This is a genomic window from Pectobacterium sp. CFBP8739 (assembly GCF_013449375.1).
Classification (GTDB): domain Bacteria; phylum Pseudomonadota; class Gammaproteobacteria; order Enterobacterales; family Enterobacteriaceae; genus Pectobacterium.
The window spans coordinates 1-16,075 of record NZ_JACDRR010000014.1; the positions used below are offsets into that span (position 1 = coordinate 1).

General features: G+C 52.6%; 16 protein-coding genes. 8 read left to right on the forward strand and 8 right to left on the reverse strand.

Translation table 11 applies throughout. The features are described 5' to 3' along the window. Positions 1 to 120: 120 nt before the first annotated feature. The 5 genes from H0247_RS12590 to aspA all read right to left on the reverse strand — a co-directional run bounded on the left by H0247_RS12590 (position 121) and on the right by aspA (position 5,765). Positions 121 to 696: a transcriptional regulator gene (locus H0247_RS12590; RefSeq protein ID WP_180742850.1), complete on the reverse strand. Its 576-nt coding sequence runs from the start codon at positions 694 to 696 to the stop codon at positions 121 to 123. A gap of 43 nt (positions 697 to 739) precedes the next feature. Then, the gene (locus H0247_RS12595) at positions 740 to 2,464 is read right to left on the reverse strand and encodes a protein-disulfide reductase DsbD (RefSeq protein ID WP_180742851.1); all 1,725 of its coding nucleotides are present in this window, start codon (positions 2,462 to 2,464) and stop codon (positions 740 to 742) included. Then, positions 2,440 to 2,772 carry a divalent cation tolerance protein CutA gene (gene cutA, locus H0247_RS12600; RefSeq protein WP_180742852.1) on the reverse strand — a complete coding sequence of 111 codons (333 nt, stop codon included), beginning with the start codon at positions 2,770 to 2,772 and terminating at the stop codon, positions 2,440 to 2,442. The genes H0247_RS12595 and cutA overlap by 25 nt, the downstream gene beginning before the upstream one ends. Before the next feature lie 130 nt (positions 2,773 to 2,902). Then, on the reverse strand, positions 2,903 to 4,204 hold the full coding sequence (locus tag H0247_RS12605) for an anaerobic C4-dicarboxylate transporter (RefSeq protein WP_180742853.1): 1,302 nt from the start codon (positions 4,202 to 4,204) through the stop codon (positions 2,903 to 2,905). A gap of 121 nt (positions 4,205 to 4,325) precedes the next feature. After that, positions 4,326 to 5,765: an aspartate ammonia-lyase gene (gene aspA / locus H0247_RS12610; RefSeq protein WP_180742854.1), complete on the reverse strand. Its 1,440-nt coding sequence runs from the start codon at positions 5,763 to 5,765 to the stop codon at positions 4,326 to 4,328. Between the two features lie 86 nt (positions 5,766 to 5,851). Between aspA and H0247_RS12615 the strand changes: the two genes are divergently transcribed. The 6 genes from H0247_RS12615 (at position 5,852) to ubiA (ending at position 10,793) form a co-directional block, all read left to right on the forward strand. Beyond that, positions 5,852 to 5,992 carry a hypothetical protein gene (locus H0247_RS12615; RefSeq protein ID WP_180742855.1) on the forward strand — a complete coding sequence of 47 codons (141 nt, stop codon included), beginning with the start codon at positions 5,852 to 5,854 and terminating at the stop codon, positions 5,990 to 5,992. Between the two features lie 319 nt (positions 5,993 to 6,311). Next, on the forward strand, positions 6,312 to 6,776 hold the full coding sequence (locus H0247_RS12620; RefSeq protein WP_180742856.1) for an FxsA family protein: 465 nt from the start codon (positions 6,312 to 6,314) through the stop codon (positions 6,774 to 6,776). A 231-nt stretch (positions 6,777 to 7,007) separates the two neighbouring features. After that, entirely contained in the window at positions 7,008 to 7,301 is a 294-nt protein-coding gene (locus H0247_RS12625; RefSeq protein ID WP_005971295.1) for a co-chaperone GroES, read from the forward strand. 45 nt (positions 7,302 to 7,346) lie between these two features. Further along, positions 7,347 to 8,993, forward strand: coding sequence for a chaperonin GroEL (groL, locus tag H0247_RS12630; RefSeq protein WP_096616408.1), 1,647 nt, complete (start codon positions 7,347 to 7,349; stop codon positions 8,991 to 8,993). A 390-nt stretch (positions 8,994 to 9,383) separates the two neighbouring features. Next, on the forward strand, positions 9,384 to 9,905 hold the full coding sequence (gene ubiC / locus H0247_RS12635) for a chorismate lyase (RefSeq protein ID WP_180742857.1): 522 nt from the start codon (positions 9,384 to 9,386) through the stop codon (positions 9,903 to 9,905). 24 nt (positions 9,906 to 9,929) lie between these two features. Beyond that, positions 9,930 to 10,793: a 4-hydroxybenzoate octaprenyltransferase gene (gene ubiA / locus H0247_RS12640; RefSeq protein WP_180742858.1), complete on the forward strand. Its 864-nt coding sequence runs from the start codon at positions 9,930 to 9,932 to the stop codon at positions 10,791 to 10,793. 130 nt (positions 10,794 to 10,923) lie between these two features. Here the strand turns inward: ubiA and plsB are convergent, their stop codons facing one another. Further along, complete coding sequence (plsB, locus tag H0247_RS12645) at positions 10,924 to 13,392, reverse strand: glycerol-3-phosphate 1-O-acyltransferase PlsB (protein WP_180742859.1); 2,469 nt, start codon at positions 13,390 to 13,392, stop codon at positions 10,924 to 10,926. A 127-nt stretch (positions 13,393 to 13,519) separates the two neighbouring features. Here plsB and H0247_RS12650 point away from each other — a divergent pair, with 127 nt between their 5' ends. Both H0247_RS12650 and lexA read left to right on the forward strand, forming a co-directional pair. Next, positions 13,520 to 13,885, forward strand: a complete 366-nt coding sequence (locus tag H0247_RS12650) for a diacylglycerol kinase (RefSeq protein WP_180742860.1) — start codon at positions 13,520 to 13,522, stop codon at positions 13,883 to 13,885. A gap of 110 nt (positions 13,886 to 13,995) precedes the next feature. Then, positions 13,996 to 14,604, forward strand: coding sequence for a transcriptional repressor LexA (lexA, locus tag H0247_RS12655; RefSeq protein WP_010282910.1), 609 nt, complete (start codon positions 13,996 to 13,998; stop codon positions 14,602 to 14,604). A 132-nt stretch (positions 14,605 to 14,736) separates the two neighbouring features. Here the strand turns inward: lexA and zur are convergent, their stop codons facing one another. Further along, a complete protein-coding gene (gene zur / locus H0247_RS12660) occupies positions 14,737 to 15,246 on the reverse strand; it encodes a zinc uptake transcriptional repressor Zur (RefSeq protein ID WP_010298842.1) in 510 nt (169 codons plus the stop codon). A gap of 104 nt (positions 15,247 to 15,350) precedes the next feature. Next, positions 15,351 to 16,049 (reverse strand): pirin family protein, encoded by a 699-nt coding sequence (locus H0247_RS12665; protein ID WP_180742861.1) that lies wholly within the window; start codon positions 16,047 to 16,049, stop codon positions 15,351 to 15,353. Positions 16,050 to 16,075 lie beyond the last annotated feature (26 nt).

A 16,075-nucleotide genomic window follows, 5' to 3' on the forward strand; every position in this document is an offset into this window, starting at 1 on the left:
GCGCATTAAACCGTATTGGCCGCGTGGCGTCAACGGGTTTATCAATGAAAGCATGGAAAACCCTACTGACTGCCGACTTTTCAGCCAAAATGCGGACTTTACCGCATTTTGTGCCTGAAATCAGGTGAGTGCGCCGTTTTTGCGGCACAGCGCAAAGCGTAAGACATCCTCTGCCAGCCGCTGGGCGGTGGCGATGCTGGCGGCCTGATGCTTGACCAGCAGGTTGCTCAGGCAGCCTTCCAGAATCAATTCCATCTGCTGTGCCACCATTTCAGGATCGTCGGTTTCCAGTTCTTCCAGCAAATCGCGGGTGTAGCGGTAAGAGGCTAGCTTCTGTTGTTCCGCAATTTGGTGGATGGGGTGGTTGATATCAGGGAAAAAGCTGCACGCCGCAATAAACAAGCAGCCAGGATAGCGCTGTTTATTCACCGACTCGTGCAGCACCTGATAGCGTGCTAGTAGCTTTTGCTCGATACTTTTTTCATCGTCTAAGAGAAGTTGACGCCGCCAGGTATCAACCTGCTGGCTATGGTGACGTAGACCGTCGTACAGCAGCGCCTCCCGATCCGGCCAGAAGGGCGTCAGTTCCTCTACCGGAACTCCCAGCCTCTCCGCCAGCATATCCAGTGTCGTCATGGCAAAACCATACTGCTCCAGTAGCGTAAGCGCGTGTTCAAGTACGTCTTCCCGTTGCATGAGGTCTCCTCCAGAAGCACAACAAGCGAATTGAAAGTGTCGTTTATGGGCTGAATTTCTGCAAATGTGCCTGAAATTGTTCAGCATTCATAAAACCGGTGACGCGCGAACCGGGGATTTCTTTCCCCTGAGCGTCAAAAAATACGATGGTCGGTAGCCCTAAAACCTGTAGCTTTTTCAGCAGCGCATTTTGTTCTGCGCGGTTAACGGTGACGTCCGCCTGTAGCAGCGTGATACGCGACAGATGGTTTTGCACTGTCGGGTCGCTGAACGTGTATTTCTCGAACTCTTTGCAGGCTACGCACCAGTCCGCGTAAAGATCGAGCATAACAGGCTGAGCGCTCTTTGCCAGCGCACTGTTGAGATCGGCGATATTGGCTACAGGGGCGAAGTTCAGTGTGGAGGTATGCGCTTGCGCCACGCCCGTAGGAGGGAATACCCAGTCTTGCAGCGGTTTGGCGCTGATCACCAGGCCTGCAAGCAGCAGTAACTGCACGCCGCGCATCCAGCCTTTGTTGCTGCGTAGCGTCAGCATAAGTGCCCAGCCGAAGAAGGCGATGCCGAGCGCGCTCCACAGGCGGGTTCCCCAAACTTCGCCGAGGATGCGTTCTAGCAGGAAGACGGGCAGCGCCAGAATGATGAAACCAAATGCTTCCTTAACGTACTGCATCCACGGGCCGCTACGTGGCAGCAGTTTGTTGCCAAACAACGTGACCAGAATGAGCGGTAAGCCCATGCCCAGCGCGTAGAGATAAAGCGTGCCGCCGCCTGCCAGCATGTTGCCGCTCTGGGCGATGTAAAGCAGGATAGCGCTGAGCGGGGCGGTGGTACAGGGGGAACAAATCAGTCCTGCCAGTGCGCCCATGAAGAATACGCCCGTGACGGAGCCGCTTTGTTGACGGTTGCTCCACTCTGTCAGCCGAGTTTGTACCGAGGACGGGAGTTGGAGCGTATACAGGCCAAACATGGACAGCGCCAGTACGGCAAACATCACCGACAGACCAATCAGAATATAAGGATGCTGGAGCGCAGCCTGAAAGCGTAATCCGGCGGCGGCGACAACCAGCCCGAGCAGCGTGTAGGTCAGCGCCATGCCCTGAACATAGGTCATCGACAGCAGCAGCGTGCGGCGCGGCGTCAGTTGTTCTTTTCTACCCAGCACCAGGCTGGCAATCAGCGGGTACATCGGCAGGACGCAAGGAGTAAAGGCGACGCCGATACCAATCAGCAGCGCCCACCACGGTGAGAATGGCATGGGCGTGGTCTGTGGCGTTTGGGCTGATGTGGTATTCGAGGTATCTGTGCTTGTGTTAGCCAACACCTGACTAAGAGGAACGACGCGCGTTTCCGGCGGATAGCAGAAACCCGCATCGGCGCAGCCTTGGTAGGTGACTTTAACCGTCGCGCCGCTCTCGGCCTGTTGAATGGGAACCGCTAATGCCAGCCGATCCCGCAGAATAAAGACCTGGCCGAAGAACTCGTCGTTATGGCTTTCGCCCTGCGGCAGTTCCACCTTGCCAAGCGTGGCACCGTTCCCTTCGATCTTGATTTGTGCGCGATACAGATAGTAATCGGGATGGATATCCCAGCGCAGGTTGAGCTGGTTGTCCTGCTGCTGAAACTCAAAGGCGAAAGCGCCATCGACCGGCAGAAAGCGTGATGTCGTGCTATTGCCAAACAGTTTCTGGCCGAAGGAAGAGGCGGCCACACTGGGGGAGCCGAAAGCCGTCCATAACAGGAAAATCAGCGTAAAGATGCGTTGAGCCATGTCAGATAATCGCTATCGCCCTCGGATACCGGCAGAACTAATTGCTCCGGCGTATCGTAAGGGTGTTGTTGTTTCAGGTGAGTCAGCAGGGCTTGCTGATGTGAGGTATCGCTTTTTATCAGCATTTGTACTTCTGATTGCTGTTCGAGCTTGCCTTCCCAGTAGTAGAGCGAACGTGCGCCGGGTAGCAGGGTGACGCAGGCAGCAAGCCGCGTTTCCAGCAGCGAATGGGCAAGCCGTTGCGCACAGGCGTCGTCAGGTGCGGTACATAATATGACGACGGCAGCGCAAAGCGGGCGGTCAGACATCACATCCTCCGTGTCAGATGAACAAATTCCAGACAACCAGAGCCACACTATACCTTGCTTTATTGTTTGAAGGGAATGAAGCGGATCGATGAGTTAAGCCGATCCGCAGGGTCTGTCTGAAAGGCGATTTTTAGATCAGGATGCTGCCGAGGATAAAGCCAAATATCACCGACAACGTAATCGCCATCACGCCGGGAATCAGGAAGGAGTGGTTAAACACAAATTTGCCGATGCGCGTTGAGCCGGTGTCGTCCATCTCCACGGCGGCCAACAGAGTCGGGTAGGTCGGCAGAACGAACAGGGCGGAAACGGCAGCGAAGGACGCTACGGCCGTGACTGGAGACACGCCCAACAGCAGTGCAGCAGGCATCAGCGCTTTTGCCGTTGCTGCCTGTGAGTAAAGCAGGGTAGCGGCGAAGAACAGCACAACGGCTAGCATCCACGGATAGCTTTGCAGCAGCGCACCAGCGGTATCCTGAATATCGGAAATGTGCGCTTTAACAAAGGTATCGCCCAGCCAGGCCACGCCCATCACGCAGATACAGGCGCTCATGCCGGACTTAAACGTGCTGGCGGAGAGGATGCGCGCGGTGTCGATTTTGCAGGTGATGCAAATCAGCGTGGCGATGGTCAGCATAAAGACCACAATCGCTTCGTTGCGTGGCAGAACCGGATTCTGAATCAGCCCAACCGTGCCGCTAATCGCCGTGGCATACAGCACGACAGCGATGATGCCGATCAGAAACAGCGTCACGGAAAGTTTGGCGCCCGGTTTGATCTCATGCTGGTTATTGCCGCGCAGCGTGGTTTCACCTTTTTTCAGACGTTCCTGATAAATTGGGTCGTCTTTCAGCTCTTTGCCCAGAAAGTTGGTCACAATTGCCGTCAGCAGGATCGCGGCGAGCGTGGTTGGAATACAGATGCCTAACAGCAGCAGATAGCTAACCCCGTGTGGCTCAAGAATACCGGCGACAAACACCACCGCCGCCGAAATTGGCGACGCGGTAATGGCGATTTGTGAGGCAACGACGGCAATCGAAAGCGGACGAGAAGGACGAATCCCCTGCTCTTTGGCGACTTCGGCGATAACCGGCAGAGTGGAAAACGCGGTGTGCCCAGTTCCAGCCAGAATCGTCATGAAGTAGGTGACCAGCGGCGCGAGAAAGGTGACGTATTTCGGGTGTTTACGCAGCAGTTTCTCCGCCAGACTGACCAGATAATCCATTCCACCCGCCACCTGCATAGCGGCAATGGCGGCGATAACGGCCATGATAATTTCAATGACATCAAAAGGGATGACGCCGGGCTTTATCTGGAACCCTAACGTCAGTACAAGCACTCCCAGGCCACCGGCGAAACCAATGCCGATGCCTCCCAGTCGAGCCCCCAAATAGATGGCGAGCAGAACGATCAGTAACTCAAGACCAAGCATGACTATGCTCCTTAATTAATAATAAAAATTACATAACTTATTCTTATGGCTGTATGCAGCAAAAAATAAAGGCACGGCGTTCTTCGTGAACGGACGTGCCTGTGGGGATTAGGTGTTGGTGTTAGGGAAGCTCGTTTTCATCGGTGTAGCGTTTGGCTTTGTACGCCGGATGCATCAGGTTCTGGATGGAGAAAATGTCATCCAGCTCGGCTTCTGTCAGTAGGCCGCGTTCCAGTACGACTTCGCGCACGCTTTTCCCCGTTTCCGCGCAGATTCTGCCGACGATATCGCCGTTATGGTGGCCGATGAACGGGTTCAGGTACGTCACAATGCCAATGGAATTGAAGACATAGGCTTCGCACACGCTCTTATTGGCGGTGATGCCGTTGACGCATTTCTCCAGCAGGTTGTAGCAGGCGTTGGTCAGAATGTGGGTCGATTCAAACATCGCCTGACCGATGACCGGCTCCATCACGTTTAACTGTAATTGCCCTGCTTCTGACGCCATCGTGACGCAGGTGTCGTTACCGATGACCTTGAAGCACACCTGATTGACGACTTCCGGCACGACCGGATTCACTTTGGCAGGCATGATTGAGGAACCCGCCTGCAACTCCGGCAGGTTGATTTCATTCAGGCCAGCGCGGGGGCCGGAAGAGAGCAGACGCAGGTCATTACAGATCTTCGACAGCTTTACGGCCAGACGTTTCAGCGAACTGTGCACCATGACATACGCACCACAGTCTGACGTGGCTTCGATCAAATCTTCTGCTGGCACGCATGGCAGGCCGCTGACTTCCGCCAGCCGCTGCACCGCCAGTTGCTGGTAGCCGTCTGGCGTATTCAGACGTGTACCGATGGCGGTAGCCCCCAGATTGACTTCAAGCAGCAGTTCCGCCGTGCGCAGCAGGTTTTTGATTTCTTCCTGCAACAGCACGTTAAAGGCATGAAATTCCTGACCGAGCGTCATCGGTACTGCGTCCTGCAACTGGGTCCGTCCCATCTTTAGCACGTCTTCAAATTCTTTGGCTTTGCGCTCGAAGCCATCGCTCAACTTCGCTATCGCCTCGGTCAGCTTTAAGACAGAGGCATAGACCGCGATACGAAATCCGGTGGGGTAAGCATCATTCGTGGACTGACATTTATTTAGATGATCGTTGGGGTTCAGGTACTGGTATTCGCCTTTTTGGTGGCCCATCAATTCCAGACCAATATTGGCTAATACTTCGTTGGTATTCATATTGACCGACGTACCAGCGCCCCCCTGATAGACATCGACCGGAAACTGATCCATGCATTTTCCGTTATCCAGCACTTCATCGCAGGCACGGATGATGACGTCGGCGATTTTTTTCGGGATAGTTTGCAGCTCTCTGTTCGCCAACGCCGCAGCTTTCTTCACCATGACCATGCCGCGTACGAACTCGGGAATGTCGCTGATTTTATTGTTGCTGATATAGAAATTTTCGACGGCGCGTAGCGTATGCACGCCATAATACGCGTCTGCGGGAACTTCTCGGGTGCCTAACAGGTCTTCTTCAATACGGATGTTTTCTGACATGAGAGTGCCTATCCTGTTGTGCGACTAGTAATGCAACTAGACGTTGTGGGCTGGTGTCTCGGGCGGCGTTATCTTGGGAAACTGTTATGTCAAAAGAACAGCCATTTCAGAAAAACAGCTATTTTCAGAAAAACAGAGCAGCCTCGGATAAACCGTCTTATCGCGGCAATAGTCTCGGGATGTTTGACCAACCAAGTATCCATGGCCGTGAGGATATGTGGTTATGAAAGCGAAAAACAGGTGTTTAGATCACTATACTGGCGTTCTCTACCACTACGGTAAATGAACTGTGACTGTAGTCACGCGTCACTACTTTAGAACACTCTTCGTGAGACGGCGGCTTGAAAATGCGCAAAGCCGTCCCCATTTAAGTTAATCACGATGCGTCGGATCGCGGAGCAGAGCGCGCATTTTACCTAATCCATTGGTAGTAAAAGTCGATGGGCAGTAACGCGTGCTGGGTTTTCAATCGCGATGGGCTTAACACGTTCTTATTCACACACGTTTTTATTAAAACAGTACGCGTAAAACATACAGGAGAACCGGGTGCGCTGGTTACCGTTATTACTTATTTTTCTTTTGGCTTACATCGAGATATCGCTGTTTATTCAGGTGGCGGAAGTGCTGGGCGTCGCTATGACCCTGCTGCTGGTGGTCTTCACGTCTTGTTTGGGCGTCTCGCTGGTGCGCAATCAGGGGATGAAAACACTGGTGCAGATGCAGCAGAAAATGGCAGCCGGTGAAAGCCCGGCGGCTGAAATGGTAAAAAGCGTGTCACTGGTTCTGGCAGGCTTCTTGCTCCTGATTCCGGGTTTTCTGACTGACTTTCTGGGGCTGTTGCTTCTACTGCCACCCGTGCAAAAAAGCCTGACGCTCAAACTGATGCCTCATCTGCATATCTGGCGTTCTGGCTCCGGCGCGTCGTCGTCTTCTGGCGGTAACACCTTTGAAGGTGAATACCAACGTAAGGATGGCGGGAGCGCAAATATTGAACATCGTGACGACCGTTAACGTCACGATGAACTGAAAAACAGATAGGGATTATCATATTGATAATCCTTATTTTTTATCTGCTGTCTGCGACAAGTGGCCGCCTAACGCAAAAAAAATGAATTTTCTCCCTTGAAGGGCGGTGAAACGTCCCCACTTAGAACACCACAAGGCCAATGATGAAAAGCATAAGCAAAACATCGTCGGCGTTTATCCTAAACCGATATGGACTTTCTCAAAGGAGAGCTATCAATGAATATTCGTCCATTGCATGACCGCGTGATCGTCAAGCGCAAAGAAGTCGAGTCAAAATCTGCTGGCGGTATCGTACTGACTGGTTCCGCTGCTGGTAAATCTACCCGTGGTGAAGTTCTGGCCGTAGGTCATGGACGTATCCTGGAAAATGGCGAAGTGAAGCCGCTGGATGTGAAAGTTGGCGACATCGTTATTTTCAATGATGGCTATGGCGTGAAGGCAGAGAAGATCGATAACGAAGAAGTGTTGATCATGTCTGAAAGCGACATTCTGGCAATTGTTGAAGCGTAATTGCGCGTAATCATCTGAACTGAACGAATTTAAGGGAAATACACCATGGCAGCTAAAGACGTAAAATTCGGTAATGACGCTCGCGTAAAAATGCTGCGCGGCGTAAATGTACTGGCTGATGCAGTGAAGGTTACCCTAGGCCCGAAAGGCCGTAACGTAGTTTTGGATAAATCCTTCGGTGCACCGACCATTACTAAAGACGGCGTATCTGTTGCGCGTGAAATCGAGCTGGAAGACAAGTTCGAGAACATGGGCGCGCAGATGGTGAAAGAAGTGGCCTCTAAAGCGAATGACGCAGCAGGCGACGGCACCACGACCGCAACCGTATTGGCGCAGGCTATCATCACTGAAGGCCTGAAAGCTGTTGCAGCGGGCATGAACCCGATGGATCTGAAGCGCGGTATCGATAAAGCCGTTATCGCCGCTGTTGAAGAGCTGAAAGCACTGTCTGTACCGTGCTCTGACTCTAAAGCAATTGCTCAGGTTGGTACCATCTCTGCTAACTCCGACGAAACCGTAGGCAAAATGATTGCCGAAGCGATGGACAAAGTCGGTAAAGAAGGTGTTATCACCGTTGAAGAAGGTACCGGTCTGCAAGATGAGCTGGACGTGGTTGAAGGTATGCAGTTCGACCGTGGCTACCTGTCCCCGTACTTCATCAACAAACCAGAAACCGGTGCGGTAGAGCTGGAAAGCCCGTTCATCCTGCTGGCTGACAAAAAAATCTCCAACATCCGCGAAATGCTGCCAGTTCTGGAAGCGGTAGCGAAAGCCGGCAAACCGCTGGTTATCGTTGCTGAAGATGTTGAAGGCGAAGCACTGGCAACGCTGGTAGTTAACACCATGCGCGGCATCGTGAAAGTCGCTGCGGTGAAAGCACCGGGCTTCGGCGACCGTCGTAAAGCGATGCTGCAAGATATCGCGACGCTGACCGGCGGTACCGTTATCTCTGAAGAGATCGGTCTGGAGCTGGAAAAAGCGACGCTGGAAGATCTGGGTCAGGCGAAACGCGTTGTAATCAACAAAGACACCACCACCATCATCGATGGTACGGGTGAAGAAGCGGCGATCCAGGGCCGTGTTGCTCAGATCCGTCAGCAGGTTGAAGAAGCAACGTCTGATTACGACCGCGAAAAACTGCAAGAGCGTGTGGCTAAACTGGCTGGCGGCGTAGCTGTGATCAAAGTTGGCGCAGCAACTGAAGTTGAAATGAAAGAGAAGAAAGCTCGCGTTGAAGATGCGCTGGCTGCGACTCGCGCTGCGGTAGAAGAAGGCGTGGTTGCGGGTGGTGGCGTGGCGCTGGTTCGCGTTGCAGCGAAACTGGCTTCTCTGTCTGCTCAGAACGAAGATCAGAACGTAGGTATCAAAGTTGCGCTGCGCGCGATGGAAGCACCACTGCGTCAGATCGTTTCCAACGCTGGTGAAGAGCCATCTGTGGTTGCTAACACCGTTAAAGCGGGCGAAGGTAACTACGGTTACAACGCGGCAACGGAAGAATACGGCAACATGATCGACTTCGGTATCCTGGATCCGACCAAAGTCACCCGTTCTGCGCTGCAATACGCAGCTTCTGTTGCGGGTCTGATGATCACCACTGAATGTATGGTAACCGACCTGCCAAAAAGCGATGCGCCTGACTTAGGTGCTGCTGGTGGTATGGGCGGCATGGGTGGTATGGGCGGCATGATGTAATGTGACGCCATTGTCACCGGACGTGATTTTCCGGTGACAGGGAGTCAGGTTACAGAAACACCTCTTTCTGTCCTTTAAAGAGCACTATCCGGTCGCGATACTGGGTGGTGCTTTTTTTTATGGGTCTCATTTCTGTTTAATCAATTCCATGAATTACTGAGGTGAGCACTTTTGCGTTTGCCGATTTCCTGCCGGATTACCTGATAAATGAGTAAAGGTTCATCACGCTGGTTGCCGCATATCCTGCAACATTGCCGAAATGTTGCCACATCGGGGATGAATTGGTTTATCGCGTGTTATCGGGGGAAGCATTCTGCGCTACAATAGGAGCGCTTACTTTATTTACGAATGCTGTTATTAGGCAAACTAACCCTGTTTGGAGTAGGGACAATGTCTGACGATGCGTCTACGCTTTTGCGCACCCTTTCCTGGTTTGCTGAACCTCCTTCGGTATTACCTGAGCATATTGGTAACTGGCTGATGGAAGCTAGTTCCATGACGCAGCGGCTGGAAAAATATTGTGCCCAACTGCGGGTTACGCTTTGTCGTGAGGAATTTATTACGTCACAAGCGCTGGGCGAAGAGCGCGAACAGCTACCATATAGTGAGCGTTACTGGCTACGTGAAGTGGTGCTGTATGGTGACGATCGCCCCTGGCTTTTTGGCCGAACCGTCGTTCCGCAACAGACGCTCGACGGAACGGATTCAGCCCTGACGAAAATAGGCAACCAGCCGTTAGGTCGTTATCTGTTTGAACAAAAATCGCTGACGCGTGACTACATTCATACCGGATGCTGCGAAGGGTTATGGGCGCGGCGTTCCCGCTTGTGCCTTTCGGGTCATCCGTTACTGTTGACTGAGCTTTTCTTACCGGAATCACCGGTTTATTACGTACCGGGTGATGAAGGTTGACAGGTAATTTGAGGAGATAAATCCTTGGAAAGAAGTGTTACAACAGGGAAATGGCTGGCTTATTGCCGCTTGATGCGGATTGATAAACCAGTAGGTTCTCTGTTATTGCTGTGGCCAACGCTATGGGCGCTGTGGCTGGCGGGAGGAGGAGTACCCGCACCGTGGACGTTCTTTGTGTTTGTCGCTGGTGTTTTCTTAATGCGTGCGGCGGGCTGCGTCATCAATGATTATGCCGATCGCCATTTTGACGGTCATGTAAAACGCACGGCTTCTCGCCCGTTGCCTAGCGGTGAAGTGAGCGAGCAGTCTGCTAAAGTGTTGTTTGTCGTGCTGGTCTTATTGGCGTTTGGTCTGGTGTTGACGCTGAATAAGATGACGATCTGGCTGTCCGTTGCAGGGCTGGGGCTAGCATGGGTCTATCCGTTTATGAAACGGGTCAGCCATCTTCCTCAGTTTGTGCTGGGGGCTGCGTTTGGCTGGTCGATCCCGATGGCGTATGCCGCGGTGAGTGAAAGCCTGCCAGTAACCTGTTGGATGATGTTTCTGGCGTATATTTGCTGGACGGTCGCCTACGATACCCAATATGCGATGGTGGATCGCGATGACGATCTGAAGATCGGGGTGAAATCCACCGCGATCCTATTTGGCCGTTTTGACAATCTCATCATCGGATTATTGCAGTTTAGCATGCTGGCGCTGCTGCTGATTTTAGGAAAGATCAGCGGATTGGGAACCCCTTACTACATTTCGCTGCTGGTGGCGGGTGGGATGTTTGTCTACCAGCAAATACTGACTGCCGGTCGCGAGCGCGATGCCTGCTTTAAGGCGTTCCACAATAATAAATACGTGGGAATGGCGATATTTATTGGTGTGCTGTTTGGCCTGTAAGCTGAGCATCAGAGACAAAAAAGCAGCGATTTCTCGCTGCTTTTTTTATGGCACAACATCTACTGTGTTCGTAACGCTAAACGTACCTGCGGCTTGATGGCGGCGTATCATCCGCCATTTTCCAGCCTGACTACGCTTGCGTTGTCTCTTCCACTGCCTGACTTTCGGCTTCCATCTCAGTGGATGAGCTGGCGCTTTCAATGGTCAAGCGTACTTCCGGGGTGATCAGATCGCCGAGGATGTTGTAGATCGCCACGATATCGCCTTGTGCCGCTTCCGCGCTGTCGGTGATATACCCTTCTGTCCGTAAGGTGGCGACCAGCGTTGAGAATACGGCTTTATCAAAGAATTCCGGCGCGTTGATACCGTGCAGAACGGACAGGCGTTGCGCCATATTCCGGCTTTCTTTCTCTAGCGTGCCGCGGTTGATTTCTGGGTTCGCACACAGCAACGACAACGTAATCGCATAGCGTTGCAGCGTTTCACGTACGCCAGCTGACAGCAATTGCAGCGTTCGAATGCGTGGCGGATTGATGGCTAATTGACCGTCACGGCTGCACAGCAGCTCTTGTCGAATCAGTTCATTAGCCAACGTCTCCAGTACGCCCGACAACTGCTCTTTGGAATAATGCAGGAACAGTTCGGATTGCAGCAGCGGATAAATCAGCGCGATCTGGCGCACGACTTCGGCAAGCGTAATCCGGCGATGATGGATGACGATGCTGGCGATCAGCGACGGTAACACCAACAGATGCTGGATGTTATTGCGGTAGTACGTCATCAGTACCGCCTGCTCGCGCGGCAGAATGATGATATCGCCAATGCTGTCCTTCTCGACTTCGAATTTGTTCATGCTCAGCGCATGTTCCAACAGTTCATCCGCTGTCTTTTTGGGAACCGTAACATCTTTGTGGTAAGGAACCTGACGCAGTAGTTGCAGATAGCAATCCAACTGCTCTTGCATTTGTTCGCGCGTTAGTGAGCGCTGACGCGATGCCAACAAGGCGGTAGAACACAGGTTCATCGCATTTGCTGCCGCAGAATTATTGATGCGTACCATGATATCCATAGAGATATCCTGCACCGTCGGCGTGAGCCAGCTTGGGCGCTGTGCTTCTATCGGGTCAATCGCATCACGCCATTGCGGAACATGTTGATTCAGATAAGTGGTCAGCGGGAGCGGCTCGCCGAAGTTCACATACCCCTGACCGAGATTACGCAGTTTGCGCAAACCGCGCACCATCTGCATAAAGCCTTCTTTTTCCTTCACCGCACCGCGCAACTCTTTCGCATAGGTGCCGACTTCCATTACATGCTCGTAGCCGACATAAATCGGCACCAACGTGATGGGGCGCGTGCCGCCTCTGAGCATGGCCTGAATCGTCATCGCTAGCGTACCGGTTTTAGGCTCCAACAGACGGCCTGTGCGGGAACGCCCGCCTTCCATGAAGTATTCCACCGAGTAGCCACGGGCAAACAGCTCACCCAGATACTCACGGAAAATCGTGGAATACAGCTTGTTACCCTTGAAGGTACGACGAATGAAGAAAGCGCCAAGACGGCGGAAGATCGGGCCTGCCGGCCAGAAATTCAGGTTGATGCCTGCGGCGATGTGCGGCGGCACTAAGCCCTGATGGTACAAGACGTAGGACAGCAGCAGATAATCCATGTGGCTGCGGTGGCAGGGCACATAGACGATGCCGTGACCATCCTGCGCCAGTTGACGAACGCGTTCGGCGTTATGGACGTTGATCCCTTGATAAAGGCGGTTCCACGTCCAGCTTAAGACACGATCCGACAGACGTACGGCCTCATAAGAGAAGTCGGCGGCGATTTCTTCCATCAGCGCAATCGCGTTCTGCTGCGCTTTTTCAGTAGATATCTTCTTACTGCGCGCCTCATCGTCCACGGCTTTCTTGATCGCTTTGGAGTCCAGCAGCTTGTTAAATAGCTCCTGACGTACCGGCAAGCGCGGTCCAACGGCCGCCAAACGTTGGCGAGAGAAGTGCATACGCGCGACGCGCGCCAGTTTGTGGGCTATGGTTTTGTCTGTGCCATGCTCGGTCGCCATATAGCGCAGCGATACTGGGCTAGAGAAGCGGACAAAACTGTCACGGCCTAGCCACAGGACGGCGAAGAATTTCTCGATACCGTTGAGCAAGCGCAGGTGAGGTGCAGCCTGAGCATGGCCTTCCCGACCCGGAGAGCGCCCAAACATCACGGAAACCGGCACCATCTGTACGTCTAAATCTGGATTGGCGCGATGCAAATCCAGGTAGTCGTGGAACAGCTTGACGGATTTCTGCTTGGGAACGTAATAGCGGAAGACGCGAGGCCCGTCATTGATAAAGACGTGGCTGGGGAGTTCGACGCCGTTGAATTCGAACGACTGCGAGGGATCGGGTAATCCCAATGCCAGGCACTTCGCACGTAGCGTCAAGAGATCTGCCTGAGAGTTGTAAGGCAGAACATAGAGTATAGGACGTGAGGGATCTAACCCCAGCTCGACCACCGGATCTGCGGGAATAACTTTGCTTTTAACCAGCAGTTTCAGTGGGAGATTCAATAGTTTATAGTAAATTTTACGCCAACCTGACATAACAACTTGTAGCCTCTTGTTAGCAATGCGCCGCAAGGATACCAGAAATTGCGCCGGAAATCTGTGGTGGTGAGACAACATGAGCGCGTTAAAATGCGAACTATTTTACGTAAAGAATGGGGGATAAATGAATAAAGCAACGGGGATGACCCGGATTATTAAGGCGACCGGTTATTCCCTTAAGGGGCTAAAGCAGGCATGGCAGTATGAGGCGGCGTTTCGCCAGGAAACCGTACTGACGATTGTCGGCGTGATTATTGCGTGTTTGCTGCCGGTTACGCTGGTGGAAAAACTGCTGCTGATCGGATCTGTCGTATTGATTATGCTTTTTGAATTGGTGAACAGTGCCATTGAAGCGGTTGTCGATCGCATTGGTCTCGAACATCATGAATTATCCGGAAGGGCGAAAGATATCGGCTCGGCGGCTGTCTTTGTTGCCATCGTGTTAGCCGCTGTCGTGTGGGGCAGTATTCTTTGGCAGCATTTTGCCTGACGGTACGCATAAATGAATAAAAGTCAGAGGCTTTGCCGATATCTCCATTCCCAATTGCGGCTCACCTGTATATACTCACAGCAAGACTGTATAAACAACCAGGGGGCGGAATGAAAGTATTAACAGCAAGGCAGCAGCAGGTTTATGACCTGATCCGCGATCATATTGCGCAGACCGGAATGCCGCCAACGCGCGCGGAGATTGCTCAACAGCTGGGGTTTCGCTCTCCCAATGCGGCTGAAGAACATCTGAAAGCGCTGGCGCGTAAAGGTGTGATTGAAATTGTATCGGGCGCGTCTCGCGGTATTCGTCTGCTGATGGAAGAAGAGACGGGTATTCCCTTGGTTGGTCGTGTGGCAGCAGGTGAGCCTCTGCTGGCGCAGGAACACATCGAATGTCACTATCAGGTTGACCCGGCCATGTTTAAACCCAGCGCTGATTTTTTGCTGCGTGTGAGCGGTATGTCAATGAAAGACATCGGTATTATGGATGGTGATTTACTGGCTGTGCATAAAACAGAAGATGTACGCAACGGTCAGATTGTCGTCGCGCGTATCGACGATGAAGTGACGGTAAAGCGCCTGAAAAAGCAGGGCAATACGGTACATCTTCTCGCGGAAAACGAAGAGTTTGCCCCGATTGTTGTCGATCTGCGTCAACAAAGCTTTTCGATAGAAGGCTTGGCGGTTGGCGTTATTCGTAACAGCGATTGGAGCTAACGGTTCCATCGTGATCGGAGATGCACGCACTCTTTCTGAGTTTTTTCGTGCTTATCAAACAAAACGATAGCGCTTGGGCTATCGTTTTTTGTATACGTCGTCCTGCCTCGCAGGAGATGCCATTAATGGGCACTAGCGCTTTTTAATCGGAACGGTGTGGTCGTGATCGCAATGGTCTGGCTGTTTGCACGATGCCACTTCCTGACAGCCTCCACACAGCCCGTGAGCTTCCACAACGCTGTGGCGTAGCGTAAATCCTGACTGTTGTGCCAGGCTACGCAGTGTTTCTTCCACCCCTTCGGTTTGACGCTCCGTAACCTGCCCACAGCGATCGCAGATGAACAGGGCTGACGTATGGCTGTGGTCTTCGATATGGTGACACAGCACATAGCTGTTGTTTGACTCGACCCGATGAATGAAGCCTTGTTCCAGCAGAAAATCCAGTGCGCGGTAGACGGTCGGCGGTTTGGCCTGAGGTTCGGAAACTCGCAGCAGATCCAGCAGGTCATAAGCGCTGATAGCGCCGGACTGCTGCGCCATTAGACGTAAAACCTCTAACCGCTGCGGCGTGAGACGCACAGCGCGCTGCTGACAAATCTGTTCAGCCTGGGCAAGAAGTTTGTCCTGTTTGGTTGAATCCATTGTCATATCACCCTGACGCATTAAGGAACAAGACGGATATCTTACCACGGCTGAATAAAAACGCCGAGCTGGCGCGTTTTCCTGATAAAACAACGGGCTGAACGCTACACGACCAGGTCGATAAGCAGCGCCCGCAAAGGTGCGTCTGCCCGTAGCGTCAACGTTTTTTCTTCTTTGATAAAGGCGCCATCGCCGCAGTGTAGGGCTTCACTACTCTGATTACCTTTGACCGCCATTGAACCGTGAATCAGTTGGAGGTATGCCTGATTGCCCTGTAGCGCGATCGTGCTTTGCTCGTTCTGCTGGAGATCGATGTGATGGATCCAAACCTGCTGGCGCAGTTGCAGGCTAGTCTGTTCACCTTCCGGCGAGGCAAGCAGAGTATGGCTTGATGAATCTAATGCCATGCGCTGTAGCGGGCTGTTCTCACGGCTCTGGCAGGCATTCAACCATAATTGCAGTCTCGTCAGTGGCTTACTGGTGTTGGTATTATGTTCGCTATAGCTGACATTTGGCTGAGTGGCGAGCAACAGCACATCTCCGGCTTTGGCCTGAATGTGGCAGCCGTTGCTGTCGCGGTATTCAGCCTCACCTTGCAGAATGATGTTCAAAATATCAACCCGTGGGTAGGTTCGCGGTTGAAATGACGCCCCCGGCGCTAATACTTCCTGATTGAGTACGCGTAGAGATGCATAGCCTAGCAACTGTGGATCAAAATAATGACCAAAAGAAAAGGTGTAGCGCGCTTGCAACCAGCCATAGTCGGCCTGGCCGCATTGCCCTGCTGCTCTTCGTGTGATCATACTTTTTGTCCCCCAGATAATTATTT